General features: G+C 72.1%; 18 protein-coding genes and 2 pseudogenes. 8 read left to right on the top strand and 12 right to left on the bottom strand.

Annotated elements, in window-relative coordinates; all coding sequences use genetic code 11:
• Positions 1 to 264: 264 nt before the first annotated feature.
• The gene (locus tag AB0G35_RS27855) at positions 265 to 2,133 is read right to left on the bottom strand and encodes a serine/threonine-protein kinase (RefSeq protein ID WP_360955167.1); all 1,869 of its coding nucleotides are present in this window, start codon (positions 2,131 to 2,133) and stop codon (positions 265 to 267) included.
• 399 nt (positions 2,134 to 2,532) lie between these two features.
• On the opposite strand from AB0G35_RS27855, the gene AB0G35_RS27850 reads away from it, so the two are divergent.
• The 4 genes from AB0G35_RS27850 to AB0G35_RS27835 all read left to right on the top strand — a co-directional run bounded on the left by AB0G35_RS27850 (position 2,533) and on the right by AB0G35_RS27835 (position 7,323).
• The gene (locus AB0G35_RS27850) at positions 2,533 to 2,757 is read left to right on the top strand and encodes a hypothetical protein (protein WP_360955164.1); all 225 of its coding nucleotides are present in this window, start codon (positions 2,533 to 2,535) and stop codon (positions 2,755 to 2,757) included.
• A gap of 172 nt (positions 2,758 to 2,929) precedes the next feature.
• Positions 2,930 to 3,508, top strand: a complete 579-nt coding sequence (locus AB0G35_RS27845) for a nucleotidyltransferase family protein (RefSeq protein WP_360955303.1) — start codon at positions 2,930 to 2,932, stop codon at positions 3,506 to 3,508.
• Positions 3,509 to 3,792: 284 nt separating this feature from the next.
• Complete coding sequence (gene aceB, locus AB0G35_RS27840) at positions 3,793 to 5,421, top strand: malate synthase A (protein ID WP_360955161.1); 1,629 nt, start codon at positions 3,793 to 3,795, stop codon at positions 5,419 to 5,421.
• A 153-nt stretch (positions 5,422 to 5,574) separates the two neighbouring features.
• Positions 5,575 to 7,323 carry a translation initiation factor 2 gene (locus tag AB0G35_RS27835; RefSeq protein ID WP_360955158.1) on the top strand — a complete coding sequence of 583 codons (1,749 nt, stop codon included), beginning with the start codon at positions 5,575 to 5,577 and terminating at the stop codon, positions 7,321 to 7,323.
• Here AB0G35_RS27835 and AB0G35_RS27830 read toward each other — a convergent pair.
• Positions 7,311 to 9,554 carry an AAA family ATPase gene (locus AB0G35_RS27830; RefSeq protein ID WP_360955155.1) on the bottom strand — a complete coding sequence of 748 codons (2,244 nt, stop codon included), beginning with the start codon at positions 9,552 to 9,554 and terminating at the stop codon, positions 7,311 to 7,313. The two genes, AB0G35_RS27835 and AB0G35_RS27830, sit on opposite strands and share 13 nt — an antisense overlap.
• A 172-nt stretch (positions 9,555 to 9,726) precedes the next feature.
• On the opposite strand from AB0G35_RS27830, the gene AB0G35_RS27825 reads away from it, so the two are divergent.
• The gene (locus AB0G35_RS27825) at positions 9,727 to 10,842 is read left to right on the top strand and encodes a M20 family metallopeptidase (RefSeq protein WP_360955152.1); all 1,116 of its coding nucleotides are present in this window, start codon (positions 9,727 to 9,729) and stop codon (positions 10,840 to 10,842) included.
• Positions 10,843 to 10,964: 122 nt separating this feature from the next.
• Here AB0G35_RS27825 and AB0G35_RS27820 read toward each other — a convergent pair whose 3' ends face one another.
• Complete coding sequence (locus tag AB0G35_RS27820; protein ID WP_360955149.1) at positions 10,965 to 11,198, bottom strand: SDR family oxidoreductase; 234 nt, start codon at positions 11,196 to 11,198, stop codon at positions 10,965 to 10,967.
• Here AB0G35_RS27820 and AB0G35_RS27815 point away from each other — a divergent pair.
• A complete protein-coding gene (locus tag AB0G35_RS27815; RefSeq protein ID WP_360955146.1) occupies positions 11,173 to 11,592 on the top strand; it encodes a MarR family transcriptional regulator in 420 nt (139 codons plus the stop codon). The genes AB0G35_RS27820 and AB0G35_RS27815 overlap by 26 nt on opposite strands.
• 9 nt (positions 11,593 to 11,601) lie before the next feature.
• Here AB0G35_RS27815 and AB0G35_RS27810 read toward each other — a convergent pair whose 3' ends face one another.
• Positions 11,602 to 12,987: a M20/M25/M40 family metallo-hydrolase gene (locus AB0G35_RS27810; protein WP_360955143.1), complete on the bottom strand. Its 1,386-nt coding sequence runs from the start codon at positions 12,985 to 12,987 to the stop codon at positions 11,602 to 11,604.
• A gap of 313 nt (positions 12,988 to 13,300) precedes the next feature.
• Here AB0G35_RS27810 and AB0G35_RS27805 point away from each other — a divergent pair, with 313 nt between their 5' ends.
• The gene (locus AB0G35_RS27805; RefSeq protein WP_360955140.1) at positions 13,301 to 14,188 is read left to right on the top strand and encodes a chitosanase; all 888 of its coding nucleotides are present in this window, start codon (positions 13,301 to 13,303) and stop codon (positions 14,186 to 14,188) included.
• A gap of 119 nt (positions 14,189 to 14,307) precedes the next feature.
• Here AB0G35_RS27805 and AB0G35_RS27800 read toward each other — a convergent pair whose 3' ends face one another.
• From AB0G35_RS27800 to AB0G35_RS27765, 8 genes and pseudogenes are all read right to left on the bottom strand, one after another.
• Positions 14,308 to 15,759 (bottom strand): nucleobase:cation symporter-2 family protein, encoded by a 1,452-nt coding sequence (locus AB0G35_RS27800; protein ID WP_360955137.1) that lies wholly within the window; start codon positions 15,757 to 15,759, stop codon positions 14,308 to 14,310.
• A gap of 287 nt (positions 15,760 to 16,046) precedes the next feature.
• Positions 16,047 to 17,450, bottom strand: a complete 1,404-nt coding sequence (locus tag AB0G35_RS27795) for an 8-oxoguanine deaminase (protein WP_360955134.1) — start codon at positions 17,448 to 17,450, stop codon at positions 16,047 to 16,049.
• 151 nt (positions 17,451 to 17,601) lie between these two features.
• Positions 17,602 to 17,905 (bottom strand): annotated as a pseudogene (locus AB0G35_RS27790) (solute carrier family 23 protein); the annotation flags it as partial.
• Positions 17,906 to 17,989: 84 nt separating this feature from the next.
• Complete coding sequence (pucL, locus tag AB0G35_RS27785; protein ID WP_360955131.1) at positions 17,990 to 18,922, bottom strand: factor-independent urate hydroxylase; 933 nt, start codon at positions 18,920 to 18,922, stop codon at positions 17,990 to 17,992.
• A gap of 7 nt (positions 18,923 to 18,929) precedes the next feature.
• Complete coding sequence (gene uraH, locus AB0G35_RS27780) at positions 18,930 to 19,343, bottom strand: hydroxyisourate hydrolase (protein ID WP_360955128.1); 414 nt, start codon at positions 19,341 to 19,343, stop codon at positions 18,930 to 18,932.
• Positions 19,340 to 19,864 carry a 2-oxo-4-hydroxy-4-carboxy-5-ureidoimidazoline decarboxylase gene (gene uraD / locus AB0G35_RS27775; protein ID WP_360955125.1) on the bottom strand — a complete coding sequence of 175 codons (525 nt, stop codon included), beginning with the start codon at positions 19,862 to 19,864 and terminating at the stop codon, positions 19,340 to 19,342. Before uraD ends, uraH begins: the two co-directional genes overlap by 4 nt.
• Before the next feature lie 171 nt (positions 19,865 to 20,035).
• Entirely contained in the window at positions 20,036 to 20,416 is a 381-nt protein-coding gene (locus tag AB0G35_RS27770) for a helix-turn-helix domain-containing protein (RefSeq protein ID WP_360955122.1), read from the bottom strand.
• Positions 20,413 to 20,682, bottom strand: a complete 270-nt coding sequence (locus AB0G35_RS27765; RefSeq protein WP_360955119.1) for a hypothetical protein — start codon at positions 20,680 to 20,682, stop codon at positions 20,413 to 20,415. Before AB0G35_RS27765 ends, AB0G35_RS27770 begins: the two co-directional genes overlap by 4 nt.
• Before the next feature lie 134 nt (positions 20,683 to 20,816).
• Between AB0G35_RS27765 and AB0G35_RS27760 the strand changes: the two are divergent.
• Positions 20,817 to 20,900, top strand: a pseudogene (locus AB0G35_RS27760) (hydroxypyruvate isomerase); the annotation flags it as partial.

The following is a 20,900-nucleotide window of genomic DNA, read 5'->3' as shown; positions in this document are numbered from 1 at the left end:
CGGCATCTCTCGTAGGCGCGTCGGGATTCCGCGGGGCGTAGTGGGGCGTCGCGCGGGGCGTGGTGGGCGCGTCGCGATGCCGCAGGGCCTGGTGGGCGCGTCGCGATGTCGCGGGGCCCGGTGGGCGCATTGCGATGCCGCGGCTCCCACTGGGGCGTCGGGGTTCCGCGGCTCCTCTGTTTCCCCGCCGCCCACCCGCTGCTCCTCTTTGTTTGTTTTCCCCGCCGCCCACCCCCCTTCGGGGGGTGGGCGGGTGAGTCCGAGTCAGTCCTGCTTCGGCTGGACCGCGTTGCGCCAGACGCGGACGTCGATGGTCATGTAGCTGCTGGGGTCGGACTTGGGTGCGAAGCCCTTGAAGGTGATCAGTGCGACATGGCCGTAGTCCGTGGTGAGGCAGATCTGCGCGCCCTTGGTGAGCTGCTTGGTCAGGATCGTCTCGGTGTACCGGGTCTCGTTGCGGCAGGTCTCCAGCGAGCCCTCCTCACCCTGGTTCAGCAGCACCAGCTTGCCGTTCTCAGTGGTGACCTGGTCGTCCGAGTAGCTGTTGTCCTGGTAGGAGAAGTCGACGTCGGTGTCGTTGTCCGAGTTCGTCGGCTTCATCGACTCGTCGGCCATCGACAGGTGGTAGTCGTCCGACAGGTTGACGTTCTTGTAGTCGGTCGGCGTCGGGTCCTGCACGGGCGCGGCCGGCGTGCCCGTGCTGTCCCCGCCCGGGGTCGCGGTCGGGTCCGCGCTCGGTGTCGGCGAGGCGGCGCTGTTCTTGGCCTTGGCGCCGCCGTCGGCCTGCTTGTTCTTCGTCTGCCCGTCGTCCTTCATCAGCGCGTAGACGACCCCGCCGCCGGCACCGGCGAAGGCCAGCAGGCAGACCAGCACCAGCGCCGTGACCAGGCCCTTGCGCTTCTTCTTCGGAGGCTGCGGGGCCGGCGCGGCGGCGGCCGGATAGGCGGCGGTGGGGCCGGTGGCCGTCGGACCGCCCGGGGCGGCGGCCGCGACGGGCGCGGTGGGCGTCCCCTGCGCGGTGGCGCCGACGGTCGGCGCGTACGCCGCGGGGCCGAAGCCCGGCGGCGGGGTCTGCGGGTGGCTCAGCTCGGTCGGCACCGGCGGGACGGCGGGCGCCGGCTGGGCCGCCGGCTGGGCGGGCGGTGCGGGCGGCTGCGCCGGCTGGGCCGGGGCGCCCGCGGTCGGGGCCTCCAGCGGGGGCGGCGGGGTCTGTACGGGCGCCGGGGCCGCGGTCCGCGTGGTGATGTCGGCGGCGACGGCGCTGGGCAGCCAGTCCTCGGGACGGCGCAGCTGCGTCTGCCCGGAGGCGGCCCCGCACAGTTCGATCACCTCGGCCACCGAGGGCCGGTCCGCGGCGTCCTTGGCCAGGCAGCGGCTGACCAACTCCCGCAGTTCCTCGGGGAGTCCGGTCAGGTCCGGCTCCTCGTGGACGATGCGGTAGAGCACGCCGTGCGAGGTGCCCTCGCCGAACGCCGGGGTGCCGATCGCCGCGTAGGCCGCGACCTGGCCCAGCGCGAAGACGTCGGTGGCCGGGCTGACGGTGCTGCCGGCGGCCTGCTCGGGCGCCATGAAGGTGGGCGTACCGACCGTGACGCCACTACTGGTGAGCGAGGTCGCGTCGGCGGCCCGGGCGATACCGAAGTCGATCACCCGCGGGCCGTCCGCGGCCAGCAGCACGTTGGACGGCTTGAGGTCCCGGTGCACGATGCCCGCGCCGTGGATGACCTGCAGCGCCTCGGCGATGCCGGCGACCAGCAGGAGGACCGTGGGGACCGGGAGCCGGCCGTGTGCGGCGACCGCCGCGGAGAGCGAGGGGCCGGGGACGTAGGCGGTGGCGAGCCAGGGGCTCGGGCCGTCCGCGTCGCTGTCGATGACCGGCGCGGTGAACAGGCCCTGCACCCGCTGTGCGGACTGCACCTCCTGCTTGAAGCGGCGGCGGAACTCCGCGTCCTCGCTGAACTCGGGACGGATCACCTTGATGGCCACCGGGCGCCCGCCGGGCGTGTACGAGAGGTAGACCTTGCCCATGCCGCCGGAGCCGAGCTTGGCCGTGAGGCGGTAGCCCGCGATCGCCCGCGGGTCGTCGCCCTCCAGCGGCTGGAAGATCCCGGACGAGCCCACACTGTTCACCACGAACGTCCCCCGACTTCAGAAAAGAGGCCTGATCTGCCCCACCGGCAGACAGCCACGATTGCCCGCAACGGGGCAGAACCTTATCCGGCCGCACGGCGCACCGTGACATCGCCGGCCGGCAGGCGGGCGCCTTGTCCGAAGAGCCGGTTTCGCGCCCGCATTTCACGGCAACTCCGGCCGTGATCAGGGCTCGGCGGCGGGCGCCACGGGGTGCGCCGGCACACCGTCACGCGCCCCTTCCCCGTATTGAACTGACCATGCGTCATGGGCCGTGTGTACATGCGTTCCCCATGCCACCCGTTGGCGTGGGCGTGGCCGAACCGATGCGTACAGGGGGGCAAGGCGGAGCATTCTCCCTTCCGAGGAAATATCCGGCATATCACTGGATCGGAGAACGGCATGGAGTCCCACACCGGACCCGGCACCGGACCGAACCGTCGCGGCATCAGCGTCGTCCAGCTCATCTGCCGTGCGTACGGCCTTTCCGACGCATCGGAAATCACCCTGGAGCACATACACCGTTACGTGGCCGAGCGCCGTCGCGCGGAGGAACGCACACACCACCTACGGGACCGGTTCCGGCCGAACATCCCGCGCCAGCGCGCCGCCGACGACGCGGCCTGACGCCACGGGTGACGACGGCCAACGGCCCACGTCGTACGGTGCCATGAGGTAAGCAGTCCCCATGGCACCGACATCGCCGATCGAAACCTCCGAAGCCGACGACACCTCGACAGCGATCGACACCTCCGCAGCACCACAGGTGCAGACGACGACGTCCCGGCCCGAGGGGAGGGTGGCCGGTCTGCTGCTCGCCGCGGGTGGCGGCCGGCGCCTGGGGGGACGGCCGAAAGCACTGCTCGACCACCGGGGACGGCCGCTGGTCGAGCACGCGGCACGGGTCCTGCGGGAGGGCGGCTGCCGGCCGGTGCACATCGTGCTCGGCGCGGCCGCCGACTCCGTACGAGCCCGGGCCGACCTCGCGGCGTACGGCATCTCGGTCAACCCCGACTGGGCGCAGGGCATGGGCTCGTCGCTCCGGGTGGGGCTCGCCGCGCTGACCGGCGAGGGGGCGGGCGCCGTGGTGGTGTCCCTCGTCGACCAGCCGGGCATCGGCGCCGCGGCGGTGGTCCGGCTGATCGAGGCGTACACCGCGGGCGCAGACCTCGTGGCGGCCGCGTACGACGGCCGGCGCGGCCATCCGGTCCTCTTCGGGGCCGGGCACTGGGCCGGGATCGCCGCGGCCGCGGAGGGCGACCGCGGCGCCCGCGACTACCTCCAGCAGCACGTGAACGCGCTCACACTCGTCGAGTGCGGGGACATCGCCGAGCCGTACGACATCGACACCCCCGAGGACCTGCACCGCCTGGAGTGAGGCCCGGCCGGCGCGGCTCCGCGGGCCGGCAGGCATGCGGGACGCCCGTCATGGAGAGTGACCGGGGTGGCACCGAGAGCCAATCGATCAGCACGTGTGTCGACTCTGAGAATCTCGACATCAACAAACCATTGAAGTTCCGCGATAAGGAAACTAGTCTCCACTGGTCAGAAGCGCCCTGAATCCAGACGGCGCCCGCGACCGTATCTCGGAGCCCGCGGCACCCCGTGCCGCCCGGCGTCCCGGCGGCCGCCAGGCACCGCCGCTGAATGGAGTGACAGCTCATGTCCGCACCAGCGCCGTCCCCGCTGGCCATCGTCGAAGTCGACCCCGCCCGCACCCCGGAACGGCAGGACGAGGTCCTCACCGACGCCGCGCTCACCTTCGTCGCCGAGCTGCACCGCCGGTTCACCCCGCGCCGTGACGAACTGCTCGCCCGCCGCGCCGAGCGCCGCGCGGAGATCGCCCGGACCAGCACGCTGGACTTCCTCCCGGAGACCGCGCACATCCGCGCCGACGACAGCTGGAAGGTCGCCGAGGCGCCCGCCGCGCTCAGCGACCGGCGGGTGGAGATCACCGGCCCCACCGACCGGAAGATGACCATCAACGCGCTCAACTCGGGCGCCCGGGTCTGGCTCGCCGACTTCGAGGACGCCTCCGCCCCCACCTGGGAGAACGTCGTCGGTGGCCAGGTCAACCTGATCGACGCCTATGAGCGCCGGATCGACTTCACCGACCCGAAGTCCGGCAAGTCCTACGCCCTCAAGCCCGCCGAGGAGCTCGCGACCGTCGTGATGCGCCCGCGCGGCTGGCATCTGGAGGAGCGGCACCTTCAGTTCGAGGGCCGCCCGGTCCCCGGCGCGCTGGTCGACTTCGGCCTGTACTTCTTCCACAACGCCAAGCGGCTGCTGGACCTGGGCAAGGGCCCGTACTTCTACCTCCCGAAGACCGAGTCCCACCTGGAGGCCCGCCTCTGGAACGACATCTTCGTCTTCGCGCAGGACTACGTCGGCATCCCCCAGGGCACCATCCGCGCCACCGTCCTCATCGAGACCATCACGGCGGCGTACGAGATGGAGGAGATCCTCTACGAACTCCGCGACCACGCCTCCGGGCTGAACGCCGGCCGCTGGGACTACCTCTTCTCCATCGTCAAGAACTTCCGTGACGGCGGCGCGAAGTTCGTCCTGCCGGACCGCAACGCGGTGACCATGACCGCGCCGTTCATGCGCGCCTACACCGAACTGCTGGTCCGCACCTGCCACAAGCGCGGGGCGCACGCGATCGGCGGCATGGCGGCCTTCATCCCCAACCGGCGCGACCCGGAGGCCAACGAGAAGGCCCTCGCCAAGGTCAAGAACGACAAGGACCGCGAGGCCGGCGACGGCTTCGACGGCTCCTGGGTCGCCCACCCCGACCTGGTCCCGGTCGCCCGGGCGTCCTTCGACGCGGTCCTCGGCGACAAGCCGAACCAGAAGGACCGCCTGCGCGAGGACGTCTCCGTCGCGGCGGCCGACCTCATCGCGATCGACTCCCTGGAGGCCAAGCCGACCTACCAGGGCCTGGTGGACGCCGTCCAGGTCGGCACCCGCTACATCGAGGCATGGCTGCGCGGCCTGGGCGCCGTCGCCATCTTCGGCCTCATGGAGGACGCCGCCACCGCCGAGATCTCGCGCTCGCAGATCTGGCAGTGGGTGGACGCCGGCGTCACCTTCGAGGACGGCCGGAAGGTGACCGCCGACCTGGTCCGCAAGATCGCCGACGAGGAACTCGCCGCCATCCGCAGCGAGATCGGTGCCGACGCCTTCACCTCCGGCAAGTGGCAGCAGGCCCACGACCTCCTCCTGAAGGTCGCCCTGGACGCGGACTACGCGGACTTCCTGACGCTGCCGGCGTACGAACTGCTCGGCTGAGCGCGCCGCGGGAACGCCGAAGGGCCGGTACGGACCGCCGTACCGGCCCTTCACCGCGCCCCCGGTACCATCGCTGGCATGCCGCCGACGCCCCTGCCGGAACCCGCTCCGAACTGCGGAAACGGCACATGGGCGGCGGCCCCCGACACTAAGATGGACGCTGCCGCAGCGGGCAGCGGGCAGCGGGCAGCGGGCAGCGGGCAGCGGGCAGCGGGCAGCGGGTCCGGTGGCCGCAGGGCGGTGCTCTTCGCGGCGCGTTCCGCGGTCGCGCTGCACCGGCTCCTGGACGTCCTGCCCGTCTTCTCCGGTGACGACCGCATCGATCGTCGCTTCTCCCTGATCCCCGGCTCCGAGTTCGCCACCGAGGCCCTCGCCGCCCTGGACGCCGCCGGTGCCCGCTGCGTCCCCTGGGACGAGGCGGTCCGCACCCCGTACGACCTGACGCTCGCCGCAAGCCCGAAAGGCGATCTCGACCGACTCCGGGGGCCGCTCGTCCTGCTGCCGCACGGAGCGGGCTTCGGCAAGGCGCTCCCCGACGAGGGCACGGCCGATTCCGCATCCGGTCTGGACGCCGCCTATCTGCTGCGCCGGGGCGCCCCACTGGCCGCGCTGCACGCCCTCGCCCACCGCAGCCAGGTCGCCGAGCTCGCCGTACGGTGTCCCGCGGCGGCCGAACGCGCCACCGTGGTCGGCGATCCGACCCTCGACCGGCTGCTCGCCTCACAGGGGCTGCGCGACCGATACCGCACCGCGCTGGGCACCGGCGGCCGTCGGCTGGTCGTCCTCACCTCGACCTGGGGAACGGCGTCCCTGCTCGCCCGCCACCCGGACCTGCCCGCCCGACTCGCCACCGAACTCCCGGCGGATTCCTACCGGTTGGCGCTCATCATGCACCCGAACGACTACAGCCGGAGCGGGGCACACGAACTCGCCGAGCGCCTCGCCCCGGCCCTGGACGCCGGACTGCTGACGCCCCGGCCGTACGAGGAGTGGGCGGCGGTCCTGATCGCCGCGGACGCGGTGCTCACCGACCACGGCTCGACGGCCCTCTACGCGGCCGCCCTGGACCGCCCGCTGCTGGCCGTCTGCGACGGCGGCGACGAGCTGATCCCGGGCAGCCCGATGGCCGGGCTCCTCGCCTCGGTGCCGAAGGTGGGGGACGTCTCCGGGGATCTCGCCCGGGCCGCCGAGGCCATCGGCCGTGCCGTCGAAGGGCACCGGCCGGGGGCCGTACGCGCCCTGGCCGAGCCCGCCTTCGCCGAACAGGGCCGGGCCCTGGCGCTGCTGCGCGCGGAGCTGTACGCGCGCCTCGGCCTGCCGCCACCCGCCACACCGGCCGAGCCGCGACTGCTGCCGGTACCCCGCGTCCCGGACCGGACGCCGGCCGTCCACGCGGTGTCCGCCTCCGTCTACGGCCGTTGGGTACGCGTCGAACGCCGGCCGCCGCACTACGACGGGCCGGTCGCCCACCTCGCCGCCGAGGAGGACGCGGCGAGCGTGCGGCACGCGCAGGGCGCGGCGGTCCTCTTCCGCCGGGCCCGCGGGGCCCCGGCGGCCGACGCCACCGCGGGGCCCGTGGACGGCTGGACCGTGGACGGCTGGACCGCGCGGACGCTCGACCGGTACCCGGGCCGACGCACCGCCGCCGTCGTGCTGTCCGCCGCCCGCTGCGTGCTGCGGCGCCGCGGCGGACCGCTGCTGTCGGCCCGGATCGGGGCGTGCGCGGAGGGCGGCCGGGTGTTCCGGCCGGATCCGGCGGCGGTGGTGTCCGCGGTGCACTGCTGGCTCACCGCGACCGGCTCACCGTCACTGCCGACGACCCTCGACTGCCGTATCGGGGAGCGCAGTTACCCGGTCCACCTGGCCCCGGCAACGGATGCCGAGGCGGCTCAGGAGTTCTGAGAGCGGTCCGGGTGAGGCGGCCGGGACGGACCGGACGGGCTGCCGCCGCCCCGGCACCGGAGGGCGCGGGCCGCGGCGCGGCACCGTTCGGCGGCGTCCGTGTCCCCTTCCCCCTCGGCCAGGCCGGCAAGCGCCTCCAGTACCCGCACCTCCTCGGAGGAGGACCCGCGCCGCCGCGCTCCTTCAAGGGCGGCCTCGTACAGCTGCCGGGCCTCCCCGGCCCGGCCCAGCCGCAGCAGCACCCGGCCCAGCGCGAAGCCGGTGCGCGCGGTCATGCGCTCGCGCCCCTGCTCCCGCGCCATTACATGAGCGCGCCCCAACTCCTCGGCGGCGCGGTCGAGTTCGTCCAGGCCCTCGCTCGTCTGCCCGAGCAGATAGGTCAGGAGCAGCTCGCCGTAGACGTTCCCGATCTCCTGGTGCACGCGCAGGGATTGTGCGTAGTCCGGTACCGCGGCGGCCCAGGCGCCCTGTTCGGCCTGGAGCCGGCCGCGGAATTCGAGTGCGGAGGCGTACAGCTTGCGGTGCGCCGGGGCGCTGCCGAGCAGGGCGGCCGCGCTCACCGCGGCGTCCAGCTCGCGCCCGGCCTCGGTGTAGCGCTCGCTCTCCCACAACGGCCGGGCGAGCTGGCAGCGCATCCGGATCGCGGCCGGCAGGTCCTCGGCGCGCAGTGCGGCGTCCCGGCCGGTACGGAAGGAGTCGATGTCGTCGGCGCTGCCCGGGTGGTCGAGCAGATGCGTCCACAGCGGTTCGCACAGCGCCCAGGATTCGGCGTACAGGCCCGCCTCGTAGGCGAGGCGGACGCAGGAGTGCAGGACCCGCCGCTCGGTGTGCAGCCAGCGCAGGGCCGCCGCCTTGCCGGTGAAGTCGACGTCCGGGGCGCCGGGCAGGGGTGGTACGGGTGCGGCGAGGGTCATCCGCTTCCCGGCGCCGCGCTCGTCGGCGCGCTGGGCCTGGCGCAGATGCCAGCGGACGGTCCGCTGCCGACCGCCGGCCGCCTCCCCGTCCGCCGCGTCGGAGGCCGCACGGCGGCGGGCATGGGCCCGCACGAGCGCGTGCATCCGCAGCCGGTCGGCCCGGTCGGCCCGGTCGGCCCGGTCGGCCCGGTCGGCGGCATTGTGGCCGGCGCGCTCGTCGCGGGAGCCGGGGGCCTTTGCCGCCGGCGTCGTGTCCTCGTCCAGATCCGGCACGAGGTCCAGCAGTCCGGCGCCCTCCAGCTCCTCCAGTGCCTCCTCGGCGGTGTCCTCGCCCGCGCCCAGGAGGGCGACCGCGGCTTCCGGGGTGAGGGCCGGGCCCGGGTCGGCGGCGAGCAGGCGGTAGAGGGTACGGGCCGGGGCGCTGAGGTCCTGGTACGTCGCGTTCCACACCAGCTCCGTCTCCGGCACCCCCTTCTCCTGCAGTTCGATGGTCAATCCGGCGATCAGCCGCGCCCAGCCGCGCCGCCGGTGCCTGCGGACCCACCGGCCCGCGACGCGCAGTGCGGCGGGCAGGCCGGCGCACAACCGGGCCAGTTCACCGACGGCTTCCGGGTCGGCGGCCGGGGCCGGATCGCCGGCGATGCGCAGCAGGAGCCTTACCGCGTGCTCCTCGGTGAGCGGTCGCAGCGGCAGCTCGACCGCCACGCCGGGGTCGAGGTCGGCGGGTGTCCGCGGGCCGACGAGGAGCACCGCGCTGCCGGCCGATGCGGGCATCAGCAGCTCGGCCTCCGCCTCGAAGCGCCGCACGTTGTCGAGGACGACGACGAGCCGTCGGTCCCGGGTCTCGTCGAGGTAGTGCCGGTGGCGTGCGGTCAGCGAGCGCTCGATCTCGTCCTGGGGGACGCCGAGCGCCCGCAGCATCTGGCGCAGCACATCGGCGAGGTCCGCGGTGCCGTCGCGCCGCCCCTCGTCGAGGTCCGCGTACAGCACTCCGTCGGGGCAGCTCTCCTGGAGCCGTCGGGCGAGCCGGAAGCCGAGCGCCGTCTTGCCCACGCCGGTCAGTCCGCTGACGCTGACGATCAGCGGACGCTCCGGGTCGGCACCGCCCTCGAACCACTCCTCCGTGGCCCGGAGGACCCGCGCCTGTTCGTCCTCGCGGTTCTCGAAGTGCTGGACCTCGGGCGGTAACTGACAGGGGATACGGCGCGGTGGCGCCGACGGCGGCCCGTGCAGGTGCACCGCCCCGATGTGCCCGGCCTGCACGAGGCTTCCCACCTGTGCTTGCCCGTCCACGCTGTTCCACGTCTCTTCGGCCACGGGCCAACTGTAGGCCGGGGAAGGGGCGGTGGGCCGCGGCCGGGCGGCGTGGTCCGGAGCCGGCGGCGCCGGCGGAGGGGGCGGGCGCCGGCGGCGCCGGCGGAGGTGCATGGCGACCGCCCTCGTGGGAGCGGAGGGCCCGGGTGAGGAGGCTGCCACGTACGCTTGCGCCGTGACGATGCACAAGGCGGTCGAGGTGAGTGTCGACGCGATGCTTGAGGACCTCAGGACACTCGTCGAGATCGAGTCTCCCTCGCGTGATATCGACGCGTTGCGGGCATCGGCGAATGCGGTCGCCGCGGTCGTCGAGAACCGCCTCGGCGGGCGGGCCGTCCTGGTGGAGAGCGAAGCCGGACCGCATGTCCGCTGGTCAGGGGGCGGCGAACCGAAGGTACTGATCCTCGGGCACCATGACACGGTGTTTCCGCTCGGCACCCTGGAGCGCCGCCCGTTCAGGGTCGAGGGCGGGAAGGCGACCGGGCCCGGGGTCTTCGACATGCTCGGCGGTTTGGTGCAGGCCGTTCATGGCCTGGCGGCGCTCGACGACCGGTCGGGCGTCGAGATCCTGGTGACCGCCGACGAGGAGGTCGGCTCCCGTTCCTCCCGTGCTCTGATCGAAGAGCGTGCGCGTGCGTGCGGGGCCGTGCTGGTCTTCGAGGGCGCGGCGGACGGCGGGGCGCTGAAGACCGGCCGCAAGGGCTGCGGCACGTTCCGGGTCGTCGTCAAGGGCCGGGCGTCGCACGCCGGTCTGGAGCCCGCGGCCGGGGTCAACGCCCTGGTCGAGGCGGCACACCAGGTGTTGGACATCGCGGCGCTCGGCCGGCCCGCGCTCGGCACGACCGTCACCCCGACCGTCGCGTCCGCCGGCACCCTCGACAACGTCGTCCCCGCGGAGGCGACCGTGATCGTCGACGTCCGGGTCGAGTCGGCCGGCGAGAAGGAGCGCATCGAGTCCGCCTTCGCGGCTCTGACCCCGCATCTGGACGGGGCGGAGGTCACGGTGGAGGGAGGCATCGGCCGCCCGCCGATGCCCGAGTCGGCGTCGGCCGAGCTCTTCGCGCTGGCCCGGCGGCTGCTGCCCGGCCTCGAAGCCGCGGCGGTCGGCGGCGGAAGCGACGGCAACTTCACGGCCGCCCTGGGCGTGCCCACGCTCGACGGCCTCGGAGCGGTCGGCGGCGGCGCGCACGCCGACCATGAGTACCTGCTGGTCGACACCATGGCGGAACGGGCGAACCTGGTCGCCGGCCTGGTGAAGGCGATTCAGGTGCAGGCGATTTCGGCGGCGTAAGAGGCCCAGGCAGCCCAGGCGGCCCATGTGGCGCAGGCGGCCCATGTGACCCAGGCGGCCCAGGGGCCGTGGTCCGCCGCCGGGTCGTCCGATGACCCGGCGGGGCTTTCCCCCACCGGCCGTCAGCGTGTGGTGAAGGCTCCGCCGTTGACGTGGAGGGTCTGGCCGGTGATGTGGCGGGCGCCCGGAGAGGCGAGGAAGTACGCCGTCTCGGCGATGTCCTCGACCGTGCCGGGGCGCTTGTTGTGCGTTTCCGCCACGAGCGCCTGCGCACGCTCGTCGGCCAGTCGGCCGTGGAAGAAGTTGGTGCCGGCGATGTAGCCCGCGGAGATGACGTTGGGGAAGCTGTTCGCCAACGACCGCAACCGGGTGCTGCGCGAAGCGGGGATCGATGCGGCCACCCTCGACCTGCTGTCCGTCATCCGGCGTTCCGGGCCGCCCTACACCCTCAGCACCCGTGAGATCGCCGAGCTGACACTGGTGACCGCCGGAGCCGTCTCCCAGCGCGTCGCCCGGGCCGAGCGGGACGGCCTGGTCCAGCGACGACCGGGAACCACCGGCCGCCGGACCGTACTGGTGTCGCTGAGGCCCGAGGGCCACGCGCTCATCGAGCGCTCCGTCGACGCCGTCCTGGGCCGCGAGGCCACCCTCGTCAGCGATCTGTCGGCCCGGGAACGCGACGTACTCATCACGTTGCTGGACAAGCTGATGGCCGACGTCCGACGGCGCACGGCCCACGTCGAGGACTGAGCCGGCCCGTCAAGCGCGGTGGGCGGCGGCGTATTCGGCGAAGAAGGCCGCCTCGGCGAGCAGGGCGGCGCGGAGTTCGGAGAGCAGCACGCGCTCGTCGGGGGCGTGCAGGTGGCAGAGGTTGTCCTCGGCGCCGAAGAGCAGGACCTCGGCGTCCGGTACGGCCCGGGCCAGGCCGTTGACGAGCGGGACGGAGCCGCCGGTGGCGGTGTGGACGGGGTCGGCGCCCCAGGCGCGGCGCAGGGCGGTGCGGGCGGCGCGGTAGGCGGGGCCATCGGTGGCCGCCTCGTATCCGGGGGCGGCGTCGCCGGGCGTGACGGTGAGCGGGATGCCGAAGGGGCGCAGGCGCGTCAGGTGTCGGACGAGCGCGTCCTGCGCCTGGTGCGGGTCCTGCCGGGGATGGATGCGCAGGTTGAGCTTGGCGCGGGCGTACGGGACGACGGCCGAGGCGCCGCGCTCGACGGACGGCGCGTCCAGGCCGGTGACGGTGAGGGCGGGGCCGCTCCAGAGGCGTTCGCCCAGGCCGCCGGAGCCGATGAGCGGGATACCGTGCGGCACGCCGGCCAGTTCGCGGAACTCGTCGTCGGTGAACGTGGTACCGGGCCAGGGTTCGCGGCGCAGGCCCTCGACCGCGACGTCGCCGTGCACGTCGTGGAGGGTGGCGAGGGCCTTGAGCAGGACGAGCAGCGCGTCCGGGGCGGCACCGCCGTATTCGCCGCTGTGCACGGCGGCATTGAGGGTGCGGACCTCGACGTGGACGACGACCGAGCCGCGCAGGGCGGTGGTGAGGGTGGGGGTGCCGGGACGGATGCTGCCGGTGTCGGCGATGATCATCGCGTCGCAGGCGAACAGGCCGGGCTCGGTGGGCGGGTAGTCGTCGAAGGCACTGCCGTACTCCTCCTGGCCCTCGAAGACGATCCGGATGCCGACCGGCGGGCGGCCGCGGTAGGCGCGCAGCGCGCCGATGTGGACCATGAGGTTGGCCTTGTCGTCGGCGATGCCGCGGGCGCGGATGCCGCCCTCGATGTCGGTGGGCTCGAACGGCGGTGAGGACCAGAGCCGCTCGTCGCCGGGCGGCTGGACGTCGTAGTGGCCGTAGAGCAGGACGGTGGGGGCGTCGGGGGTGGGCGGCGGGACGGAGCCGGTGATGACGGGGGCGGTGTGCGGGAGGTTGAGCTCGCCGATGTCGGCCACGCCGGCGTCCCTGAGGAGGGCTACGACGAGGTCGCGGGCCTGGAGGACCGGTTCGGGCGAGAAGCCGGGGAAGGCGATCGAGGGGATGGCGGCGAGCCGCTTGAGGTCGGCGCACACCCCGTCCATCAGGGCGTCGACGGTGTCCTCCAGCGCTGCGACGCCGGAGCCCCGGACCTGCGGATCGTTGGCTTCCTGAGGCACCGCGGACCCCCTCTCCGTGCCACCGGACCGGTGCGTGCACGTACGGGCTGACGTCATTTCAGGGCGAAGGAATCATATCGGCCGTAACGGGGTGAGGGGCGGGATGCGGGGCGGCGCCGGGCGCGGGCCGTTCACCCCCGGGCCGGCCTCCGAGGGGCGGTGCACGGGCGGCCCGGGTCAGCAACGGCGGTCCGGCGGCAGGGAGTTACGTCTGCCCGGACGGGTGTACGACCCCCGCCAAGTCTGGTAGGAAAGCTTCCTAACGATTGGGGAATCCCGCCCCCACGGCTCGCCTGACCGGAGGACTGACTCCATGCGCACCCGATCGACAGCCGACAGGACCCGCCCGCTGTTCTCCCGGACCACCACCCGGGTCGCGCTGGGCCTCGCCCTCGTCGCCGTACCCGCCACCGCCGTCGCCACCACCGTGGCCCCGGCGGAGCACCACCGCCCGGCTGCCGCCCACCACGCCGCGCGGACCGCCCGGGCCGCGACCGGCCTGGACGACCCGGCGAAGAAGGAGATCGCCATGCAGCTGGTCTCCAGCGCGGAGAACTCCTCGCTGGACTGGAAGGCCCAGTACAAGTACATCGAGGACATCGGCGACGGCCGCGGCTACACCGGCGGCATCATCGGCTTCTGCTCCGGCACGCACGACATGCTCGAACTCGTCGAGCTCTACACCCGGCGCAAGCCCGGCAACGTCCTGGCCAAGTACCTCCCCGCGCTGCGCGAGGTGGACGGCAGCGACTCGCACGAGGGCCTGGACCCCGACTACACCAAGGCCTGGAAGAAGGCCGCCCAGGACCCGGCGTTCCAGCAGGCCCAGAACGACGAGCGGGACCGGGTGTACTTCAACCCCGCGGTCAAGCAGGGCAAGGCCGACGGGCTCGGCGCCCTGGGCCAGTTCGCGTACTACGACGCGATCGTGATGCACGGCGACGGCGACGACCGGACGAGCTTCTCCAGCATCCGCAAGCGAGCGCTGGCCAAGGCGAAGCCGCCGGCCCGGGGCGGCGACGAGAAGACCTACCTCAACGCCTTCCTCGACGCCCGGGTCTGGGCCATGAAGCAGGAGGAGGCGCACAGCGACACCAGCCGGGTGGACACCGAGCAGCGGGTGTTCCTGAAGAACGGCAACCTCGATCTGCACACCCCGCTGGACTGGAAGGTCTACGGGGACGGCTACCACATCGGCTGAGCCACGACGGCCGGGGAAAGCCGAACGGCCCGTAGGAGAGCGGTAGTTGCCGCTTCTCTACGGGCCGTTGCCGTACAGGTTCCGTCATGCCGCCGGACCCGACGTCAGGGGACCGGGCGTCAGTGGGCCGGGCTGGTCGCCGGCTCCCCGCTCTCGTCGACCGTGCCGCGGTCGGGCTGTTGCGGGATCTGTGGATCGCCGCCGTGCGCGGCCTCCGCGGCCGCCGCGTCCGTGTCCCGCCTCCCGAAGTGGTTGAAGGCGAGGTTGAGGACGATGGCGACCAGACAGCCGGTGCTGATGCCGGAGTCCAGCACGACCAGCAGGTCCTTGGGGAGGTTGTGGTAGAAGTCCGGCGCGGCGATCGGGATCAGGCCGATGCCGACGGCGGCCGCGACGATCAGCGCGTTGTCCCCCTTCTCCATCGCCGCGGAGGCCAGCGTCTGGATGCCGCTGGCCGCCACCGAGCCGAAGAGCACGATCCCGGCGCCGCCCAGGACCGGCAGCGGCACCAGCGAGATGACCGATGCGGCCACCGGGCACAGTCCCAGGACGATGAGGATCAGACCGCTGGTCGCCACCACGAACCGGCTGCGCACCTTCGTCATCGCGACCAGGCCGATGTTCTGCGCGAAGGCGCTGTTGGCGAAGCCGTTGAAGAGCGGGCTGATCGCCGTGCCGAGGGTGTCGGCGCGCAGGCCGCCCTCGATGGTGCGCTCGTCCGCCGGGCGGTCGACGATCCGGCCGAGGGCCAGCATGTCGGCCGTCGACTCGGTCATGCAGACCAGCATCACGATGCACATGGAGACGATCGCGGCGACGTCGAACTCCGGGGCGCCGAAGTGGAACGGCGTCGGGAAGCCGATCAGGCTCGCCTTGGTGATCGCGGAGAAGTGGGTGATGCCCACCGGGACGGCGATCAGGGTGCCGGCCACCAGGCCGAGCAGGATGGCGATCTGCTGGAGGAAGCCGCGCAGCATCCGGCGCAGTACCAGCACGATCAGGAAGGTCAGCGCGGCCATTCCGATGTTCGTCAGCGAACCGTAGTCGGGCGCCTTGGCGTTGCCGCCTTGGGACCAGTTGAAGGCGACCGGGAGCAGGGAGACGCCGATCAGGGTGATGACGGTGCCGGTGACGACCGGTGGGAAGAACCGGACCAGTTTGGAGAAGTACGGGGCGAGGACGAAGCCGAGCACACCGGCGACGATCACCGCGCCGAAGATGATCGGCAGGGCGTGCTCCGGGCTCTGCGCCTTGCCGATGGCGACCATCGGTGTGACGCCGGCGAACGAGACGCCGTTGACGAACGGGAGCTTGGCACCGACCTTCCAGAAGCCGAGGGTCTGGAGGAGGGTGGCGATGCCCGCGGTGAAGAGGCTGGCGCCCATCAGGAACGCGGTCTCGGTGGCGCTCAGCCCGCAGGCCGGCCCCACGATCATCGGCGGGGCCACCACACCCGCGTACATCGCGGCCACGTGCTGCAGGCCGCTGGTGAACATTTTGAAGGGCGGGAGGGTCTGGTCGACCGGGTGCTTCCGGTCCTCCTCCGACTTCTGCCCGGTAGTTGCGGCCACTGCGGGCCTCCTGTCGATTTCTGCGTCGCCGGGGCCGGCGAGGCGAGGCTGTCACGGAGGGCTTGCCATGTGGTGCGGGGTGGAGAAGTCGCCTGGTGAGCGTGGGTGGTGGGCCGCGCTTGTGGCGCAGGAACGGGCGGAAACGGCCGACGGCCCGGGGGTACGGGAGGTCCCGCACCCCCGGGGTCCGGCGCTTGCGGATCCCGCTCGGATCCACAAGCCCGGCCGGGAGCCGTCCCTCCCGGCCGAGTCGGGGTGTGCGTCGGCGGCGGGTGCCGCGCCGGGGGTCAGCCCTCGGCGGCGATCCGGGCCAGACGCTGCGCCTCGGCCCGCGCGGTGCGGGCGATGGCGTCCTCGTCGACGTTGGTGAGGTGGTTGTCCTCGACGACCGGCTTGCCGCCCACGAGGGAGAGCGTGACCGGTGCGGCGGCGCCGAAGACCAGCGCGGTGACCGGGTCGGCGATGGAGGAGTGGCCGAGACCGTCGAGCTTCCAGAGCACCAGGTCGGCGAGCTTGCCGACCTCCAGCGAGCCGATCTCGGAGGTCCGGCCGAGGACCTGCGCGCCGCCGTAGGTGCCCAGGCGGAGCGCCTTGCGGGCGTTGAGGGCGGCCTCGCGGTGGCTGCCGAGGCGGTTGATCAGCAGGGCGTTGCGCAGCTCGGTGTGGAGTTCGCCGGACTCGTTGGAGGCGGTGCCGTCGACGCCGAGGCCGACCGGGACGCCGGCCGCGAGCATGTCGGGGACCCGGGCGATACCGGCCGCCAGGCGGGCGTTGGAGGACGGGCAGTGCGCGACGCCGGTCTTCGTCCGGGCGAAGGCCGCGATGTCCGAGTCGGTCATGTGGACGCAGTGCGCCATCCACACGTCCTCGCCGAGCCAGCCGGTGGACTCGAAGTAGTCGGTCGGGCCCATGCCGAACAGCTCGTGGCAGAACTTCTCCTCCTCCACGGTCTCCGAGCCGTGGGTGTGCATGCGCACGCCCTTGCGGCGGGCCAGCTTGGCGCCCTCCCGCAGGAGTTCGGTGGAGATGGAGAACGGCGAACAGGGTGCGGCGGCGATGTGCACCATCGAGCCGAAGGACGCGTCGTGGTGCGTGTCGATGGCCTCCTCGGTGCCCAGCAGGGCGCCCTCGGTGGTCTCGACGGCGAAGTCCGGGGGCAGCCCGCCGTCCTTCTCGCTGCGGTCCATGGAGCCGCGGGCCAGGGTGATCCGGGCGCCGATCTCGGCGGCCGCGGCGAGTTCGGCGCTGACCAGGTCGCCGGAGCCGTGCGGGAAGACGTAGTGGTGGTCGGAGGCGGTGGTGACGCCGCCCTTGACCATCATGCCGAGCGAGCCCTGGGTGGCCGCGGCCAGCATCTGCGCGTCGATCCGGGCCCAGGTCGGGTACAGCGCGACCAGCCAGTTGAACAGGTTGTGGTCGGTGGCCAGACCGCGGGTGATCCACTGGTAGAAGTGGTGGTGGGTGTTGATCAGGCCGGGCGTGACCAGGTGACCCGTGCCGTCGACCCGTCGGACGACGTTCTCCAGGCCCTCGGGGGCCTTGCCGGCGCCCAGCGACTCGATGACGTTGCCGGCGACGACCACGTGGCCGCTGGCGTACTCGGTGTCGTCGGCGTCGACGGTGGCGATGGCGCAGTTCTCGATGACGATGCGCTGCTTCACCGCGCTGTCAGGGGATGCCGATGCAGCCATGGTGCTGTCCTCGTACTTTCGGTGATGGCGGTTGGGCACGGCATGGCCCTACGGGATTTGAGTGCCGGAGCCGGGCGAGGCGGCTGACAGTACCGCCGCCCGTGGGGTGCTCCGGGTGCCGAGATGGTGGAAGAACAGGTTGAGTCGGGGTGATGCCGGCGGAGCTGGCCGCGTTGACGAACGGCAGCCGGTTGCCGGCGAACGTCCGGAGGCCGAGCGTCTGCAGGAGCGTGGCGAGCCCGGCGATGAGCAAGGCTGGCGGCGATCAGCCGGGTCCGGCCCGCGGGGTCCAGGCCGACGGCCTGGCCGATGATGAGCGGAGGGGTGACGACGCCGGCGTACATGGCGGCGATGTGCTGGAGGGCGGCGGGGACGAGCCGCCTGGCCGCCGGCTTCTCGTCCACCGGATGGACCGGGGGCGAGGGGTGGTGCGGGACGTGCGAATGCTGTGCCATGGGTCGTTCCCCTCGGGTTCCGCGCCCCCTCCCCGCTGCGGGGCGAGGAGGGGACGCGAGGCACGGCGCCTGCGTCTGAAGCCGTCAGAGGTTCGTCAGATCCACCGGGATCTTGGCTTCGACACCGTCGCGCAGGACAGTGGCTTCGATCAGGCCGTACGGGCGGTCCGCCGCGTAGTAGACAGCTCCGTCGGGGGTATCGTTCTTGAGCCCGAACGGCTCCAGGTCCACCAGGAAGTGGTGCTTGTTCGGGAGGGAGAACCGCACCTCGTCGATCTCGGAGCGGTTGTTGATGATGCGCGCACCCATTTGGTACAGGGTCTGCTGCAGGGAGAGGCTGTAGGTCTCGGCGAAGGCGTGCAGCATGTGCTTCTTCACCTGCGCGTACGAACGCTCCCAGTTGGGCATCCGCTGCTCGTCGTCGGTCCAGTTGAACCGCCAGCGGGCGGACACCTGGGTGGCGAGGATGCGGTCGTAGGCCTCCTTCAGCGTCGTGTACTTGTCCTTGATGTAGCCCCAGAACTCCGAGTTGGTGGAGTTCATCACCACGAGGTCCTTCAGGCCCGAGATGACCTGCCACTGCTCGCCGTCATAGGTGATCTCGGTGAGGCGGGTCTCCTGGCCCTGGCGGACGAAGGAGTGCTTGACCTCGTCGGCGCCGATGAACTTGGAGTTGGCGTCGGAGGTCTCGATCCGCTCCCAGGCGTACTCCTCGATGCGGATCCGGGCCCGGTGGATCGGCTCCTGGCTGGTCACGAAGTGCCGGGCCAGGTGGATGCCGAACTGCTCGGCCGACTCGATCCCGTACTCCTTGGCGAAGGCGTACACGGTGTTCTTGGTCGTGTCGGTGGGCAGGCAGTGGGCGTTGGAACCGGAGAGGTGGACCTCCTCCAGGTCGCCGGAGAGCGCGACGGAGACGTTCAGGTCCTTGATGTGGTGCGTGTCGCCGTCGCGGGTGATCTTGACGACGCGGTTTTCCGCCTTGCCGTACTGGTTCTGGCCGAGAATCGTGGGCATGTCGGTGCTAGCTCCCTCGGTATACGGAGTAGCCGAACGGGTTGAGCAGCAGCGGTACGTGGTAGTGCTCGCCCGGCTTGACGGCAAAGGTGATTGCCACCTCCGGGAAGAATGCTCCGCTGTCCCTTACGCGGGGGGCGTCCTGCTGTTCCTCGGCTTGCTTGTTGGAACTGTGCTGTGGGGAAAGGAAGTACGCCTCGGTCTCGAATTCGAGGCGTACATGGGTGGCGCCTTCCGGCAGCGCCGGCAGGTCCTTGCAGCGTCCGTCCGCGTCGGTCGTGGACGCGCCGTGGGCGGTCCAGGCACCGTCGCCGCCGGAGCGCACCGAGAGCGTGAGGGCGACGCCCTCCGCGGGGCGGCCCACGCTGGTGTCCAGGATGTGCGTGGACACCGACGTCTGTGCAGCCGTCTCGCTGCTCATGCTGCGTCTCCTTCCGCGGGTTCCGCGATACGGGTCAGGCGAATGCGGTTGATCTTGCCGAGCTCCACACGAACGATCTCCCGTTCCTGTTCCGGCGAGTTGTCCATCCGGTTACGGAGCGCGTCGCGCATCTGCTCCCCGGTACGGCCGGAGGCGCAGATCAGGAAGACGTGCCCGAACTTCTCCTGGTAGGCCAGGTTGAGTTCGAGCATGTCCGCCTTGAGCTCGTCCGAGGCGCCGGCCATCCCGCTCTGCTCGCGGTGCGAGGTCGGATCGCCCGGCTTCGGCCGGCCGATGGGCGGGTGCCCGGCCATCGCCTCGGCCAGGTCCTTTGCGGTCAGCTCCGCCATGGCGGCGTCGCTGGCGGCGAACAGGGCGTCGGTGGTGGCGTAGGGGCGCTGGGCGAGGATCTTGCTCCCCCATGCCCGGCTGGCGCACACCTCGTGCAGTACGGCCCGGGCCGCACCGTCGTCGGAGGTGTTGAACCGGGCGAGCCCCGCCGGGGTGGTACTCGAAGACACGGGAAGCCTCCGTGGCCTGGTGCTGGACAGCTCTGCTTGGCTGGAAACAGCTAAGACCCCCGGCAACAACACGTCAACACTTTGTTGAAAACTCGGCGACACAAAAGCCGCCGTCCGGCGGTACGGGACGGCGGCTTCGGCAGCCGGGGCGGGGGGTACGCCCCCTTCACCTCAGTCGGCGTCCTTCGCGGCGTTCTCCCTGTTCAAGTAGTTGTAGACGGTGAAACGGCTGACACCAAGCGCCCCCGCCACGGTCTCGACGCCGTGCCGGACCGAGAAGGCGCCCCGGGATTCCAGTATCCGGACCACCGACTGCTTGGTCTTGCGGTCCAGCTCGGAGAGCGGCATGCCGTGCCGGCGCTGGAGCTCGGCGAGGATGTGGTCGAGCGAATCCGAGAGGTGCGGGAGCCGGACGGCGACCCGGTCCTCCCCCTCCCAGGCCAGCACGACGTCGTCGCCCCGGGCCTGGTCCGGCGCGACCATCTGTCCGCCCATCGCGTCCACCAGCGGCTTGACCGCCTGGACGAACGGGTGGTCCGCGGGCCCGGTCACGACGCACCCCCCTCGTCCTGCCGGGCAGCCCCGATCACATTGACCTGCAGGGAGACCCGGGTGGCCCCGGCCCGCAGGGATTCCCGCAGCAGCGCGGTCACCGCACCGAGCACCTGATCCGCATCACCCTCGGCCGTGTTGCCGAACGGGCCGACGTCCACGGCGTCCAGCTCGGCTCCCGTGACGATCTCGCGGGCCACCACCGCATGCGCCGGCGCCTCGTCCAGGTCGAACGGCTCCGTCGTGAACTCAACTCTCAATCGCACGTCGCTCAACCTACGCGCGGCGGGCCCGACTCACCAGAAATTGCTTCGGGGCCCCCTTGACAGTCTCGGAGCAGAGGGGCAATGTTCCAGTACGCAGAAAAACAGTTCCACTATCCGGAAGGAGCGCCGGCCTTATGGCTTTCACGGACACGCGCTTCGATGTCAATCTGTCGATCCTGTTCACCGAGCTTCCGTTGCTGGAGCGGCCGGCGGCCGCG

Source organism: Streptomyces sp. NPDC021749 (genome assembly GCF_040640655.1).
GTDB lineage: Bacteria > Actinomycetota > Actinomycetes > Streptomycetales > Streptomycetaceae > Streptomyces.
This window is presented reverse-complemented; position numbering and strand designations above follow the sequence as displayed.

Bases quoted from the DNA above. Each gene is read 5' to 3' on its own strand.
- AB0G35_RS27850 (WP_360955164.1), top strand. From the start codon at position 2,533: ATGGAGTCCCACACCGGACCCGGCACCGGACCGAACCGTCGCGGCATC.
- aceB (WP_360955161.1), top strand. From the start codon at position 3,793: ATGTCCGCACCAGCGCCGTCCCCGCTGGCCATCGTCGAAGTCGACCCC.
- AB0G35_RS27835 (WP_360955158.1), top strand. From the start codon at position 5,575: ATGGACGCTGCCGCAGCGGGCAGCGGGCAGCGGGCAGCGGGCAGCGGG.
- AB0G35_RS27815 (WP_360955146.1), top strand. From the start codon at position 11,173: ATGACGTTGGGGAAGCTGTTCGCCAACGACCGCAACCGGGTGCTGCGC.
- AB0G35_RS27805 (WP_360955140.1), top strand. From the start codon at position 13,301: ATGCGCACCCGATCGACAGCCGACAGGACCCGCCCGCTGTTCTCCCGG.
- AB0G35_RS27795 (WP_360955134.1), bottom strand. From the start codon at position 17,450: ATGGCTGCATCGGCATCCCCTGACAGCGCGGTGAAGCAGCGCATCGTC.
- pucL (WP_360955131.1), bottom strand. From the start codon at position 18,922: ATGCCCACGATTCTCGGCCAGAACCAGTACGGCAAGGCGGAAAACCGC.
- uraH (WP_360955128.1), bottom strand. From the start codon at position 19,343: ATGAGCAGCGAGACGGCTGCACAGACGTCGGTGTCCACGCACATCCTG.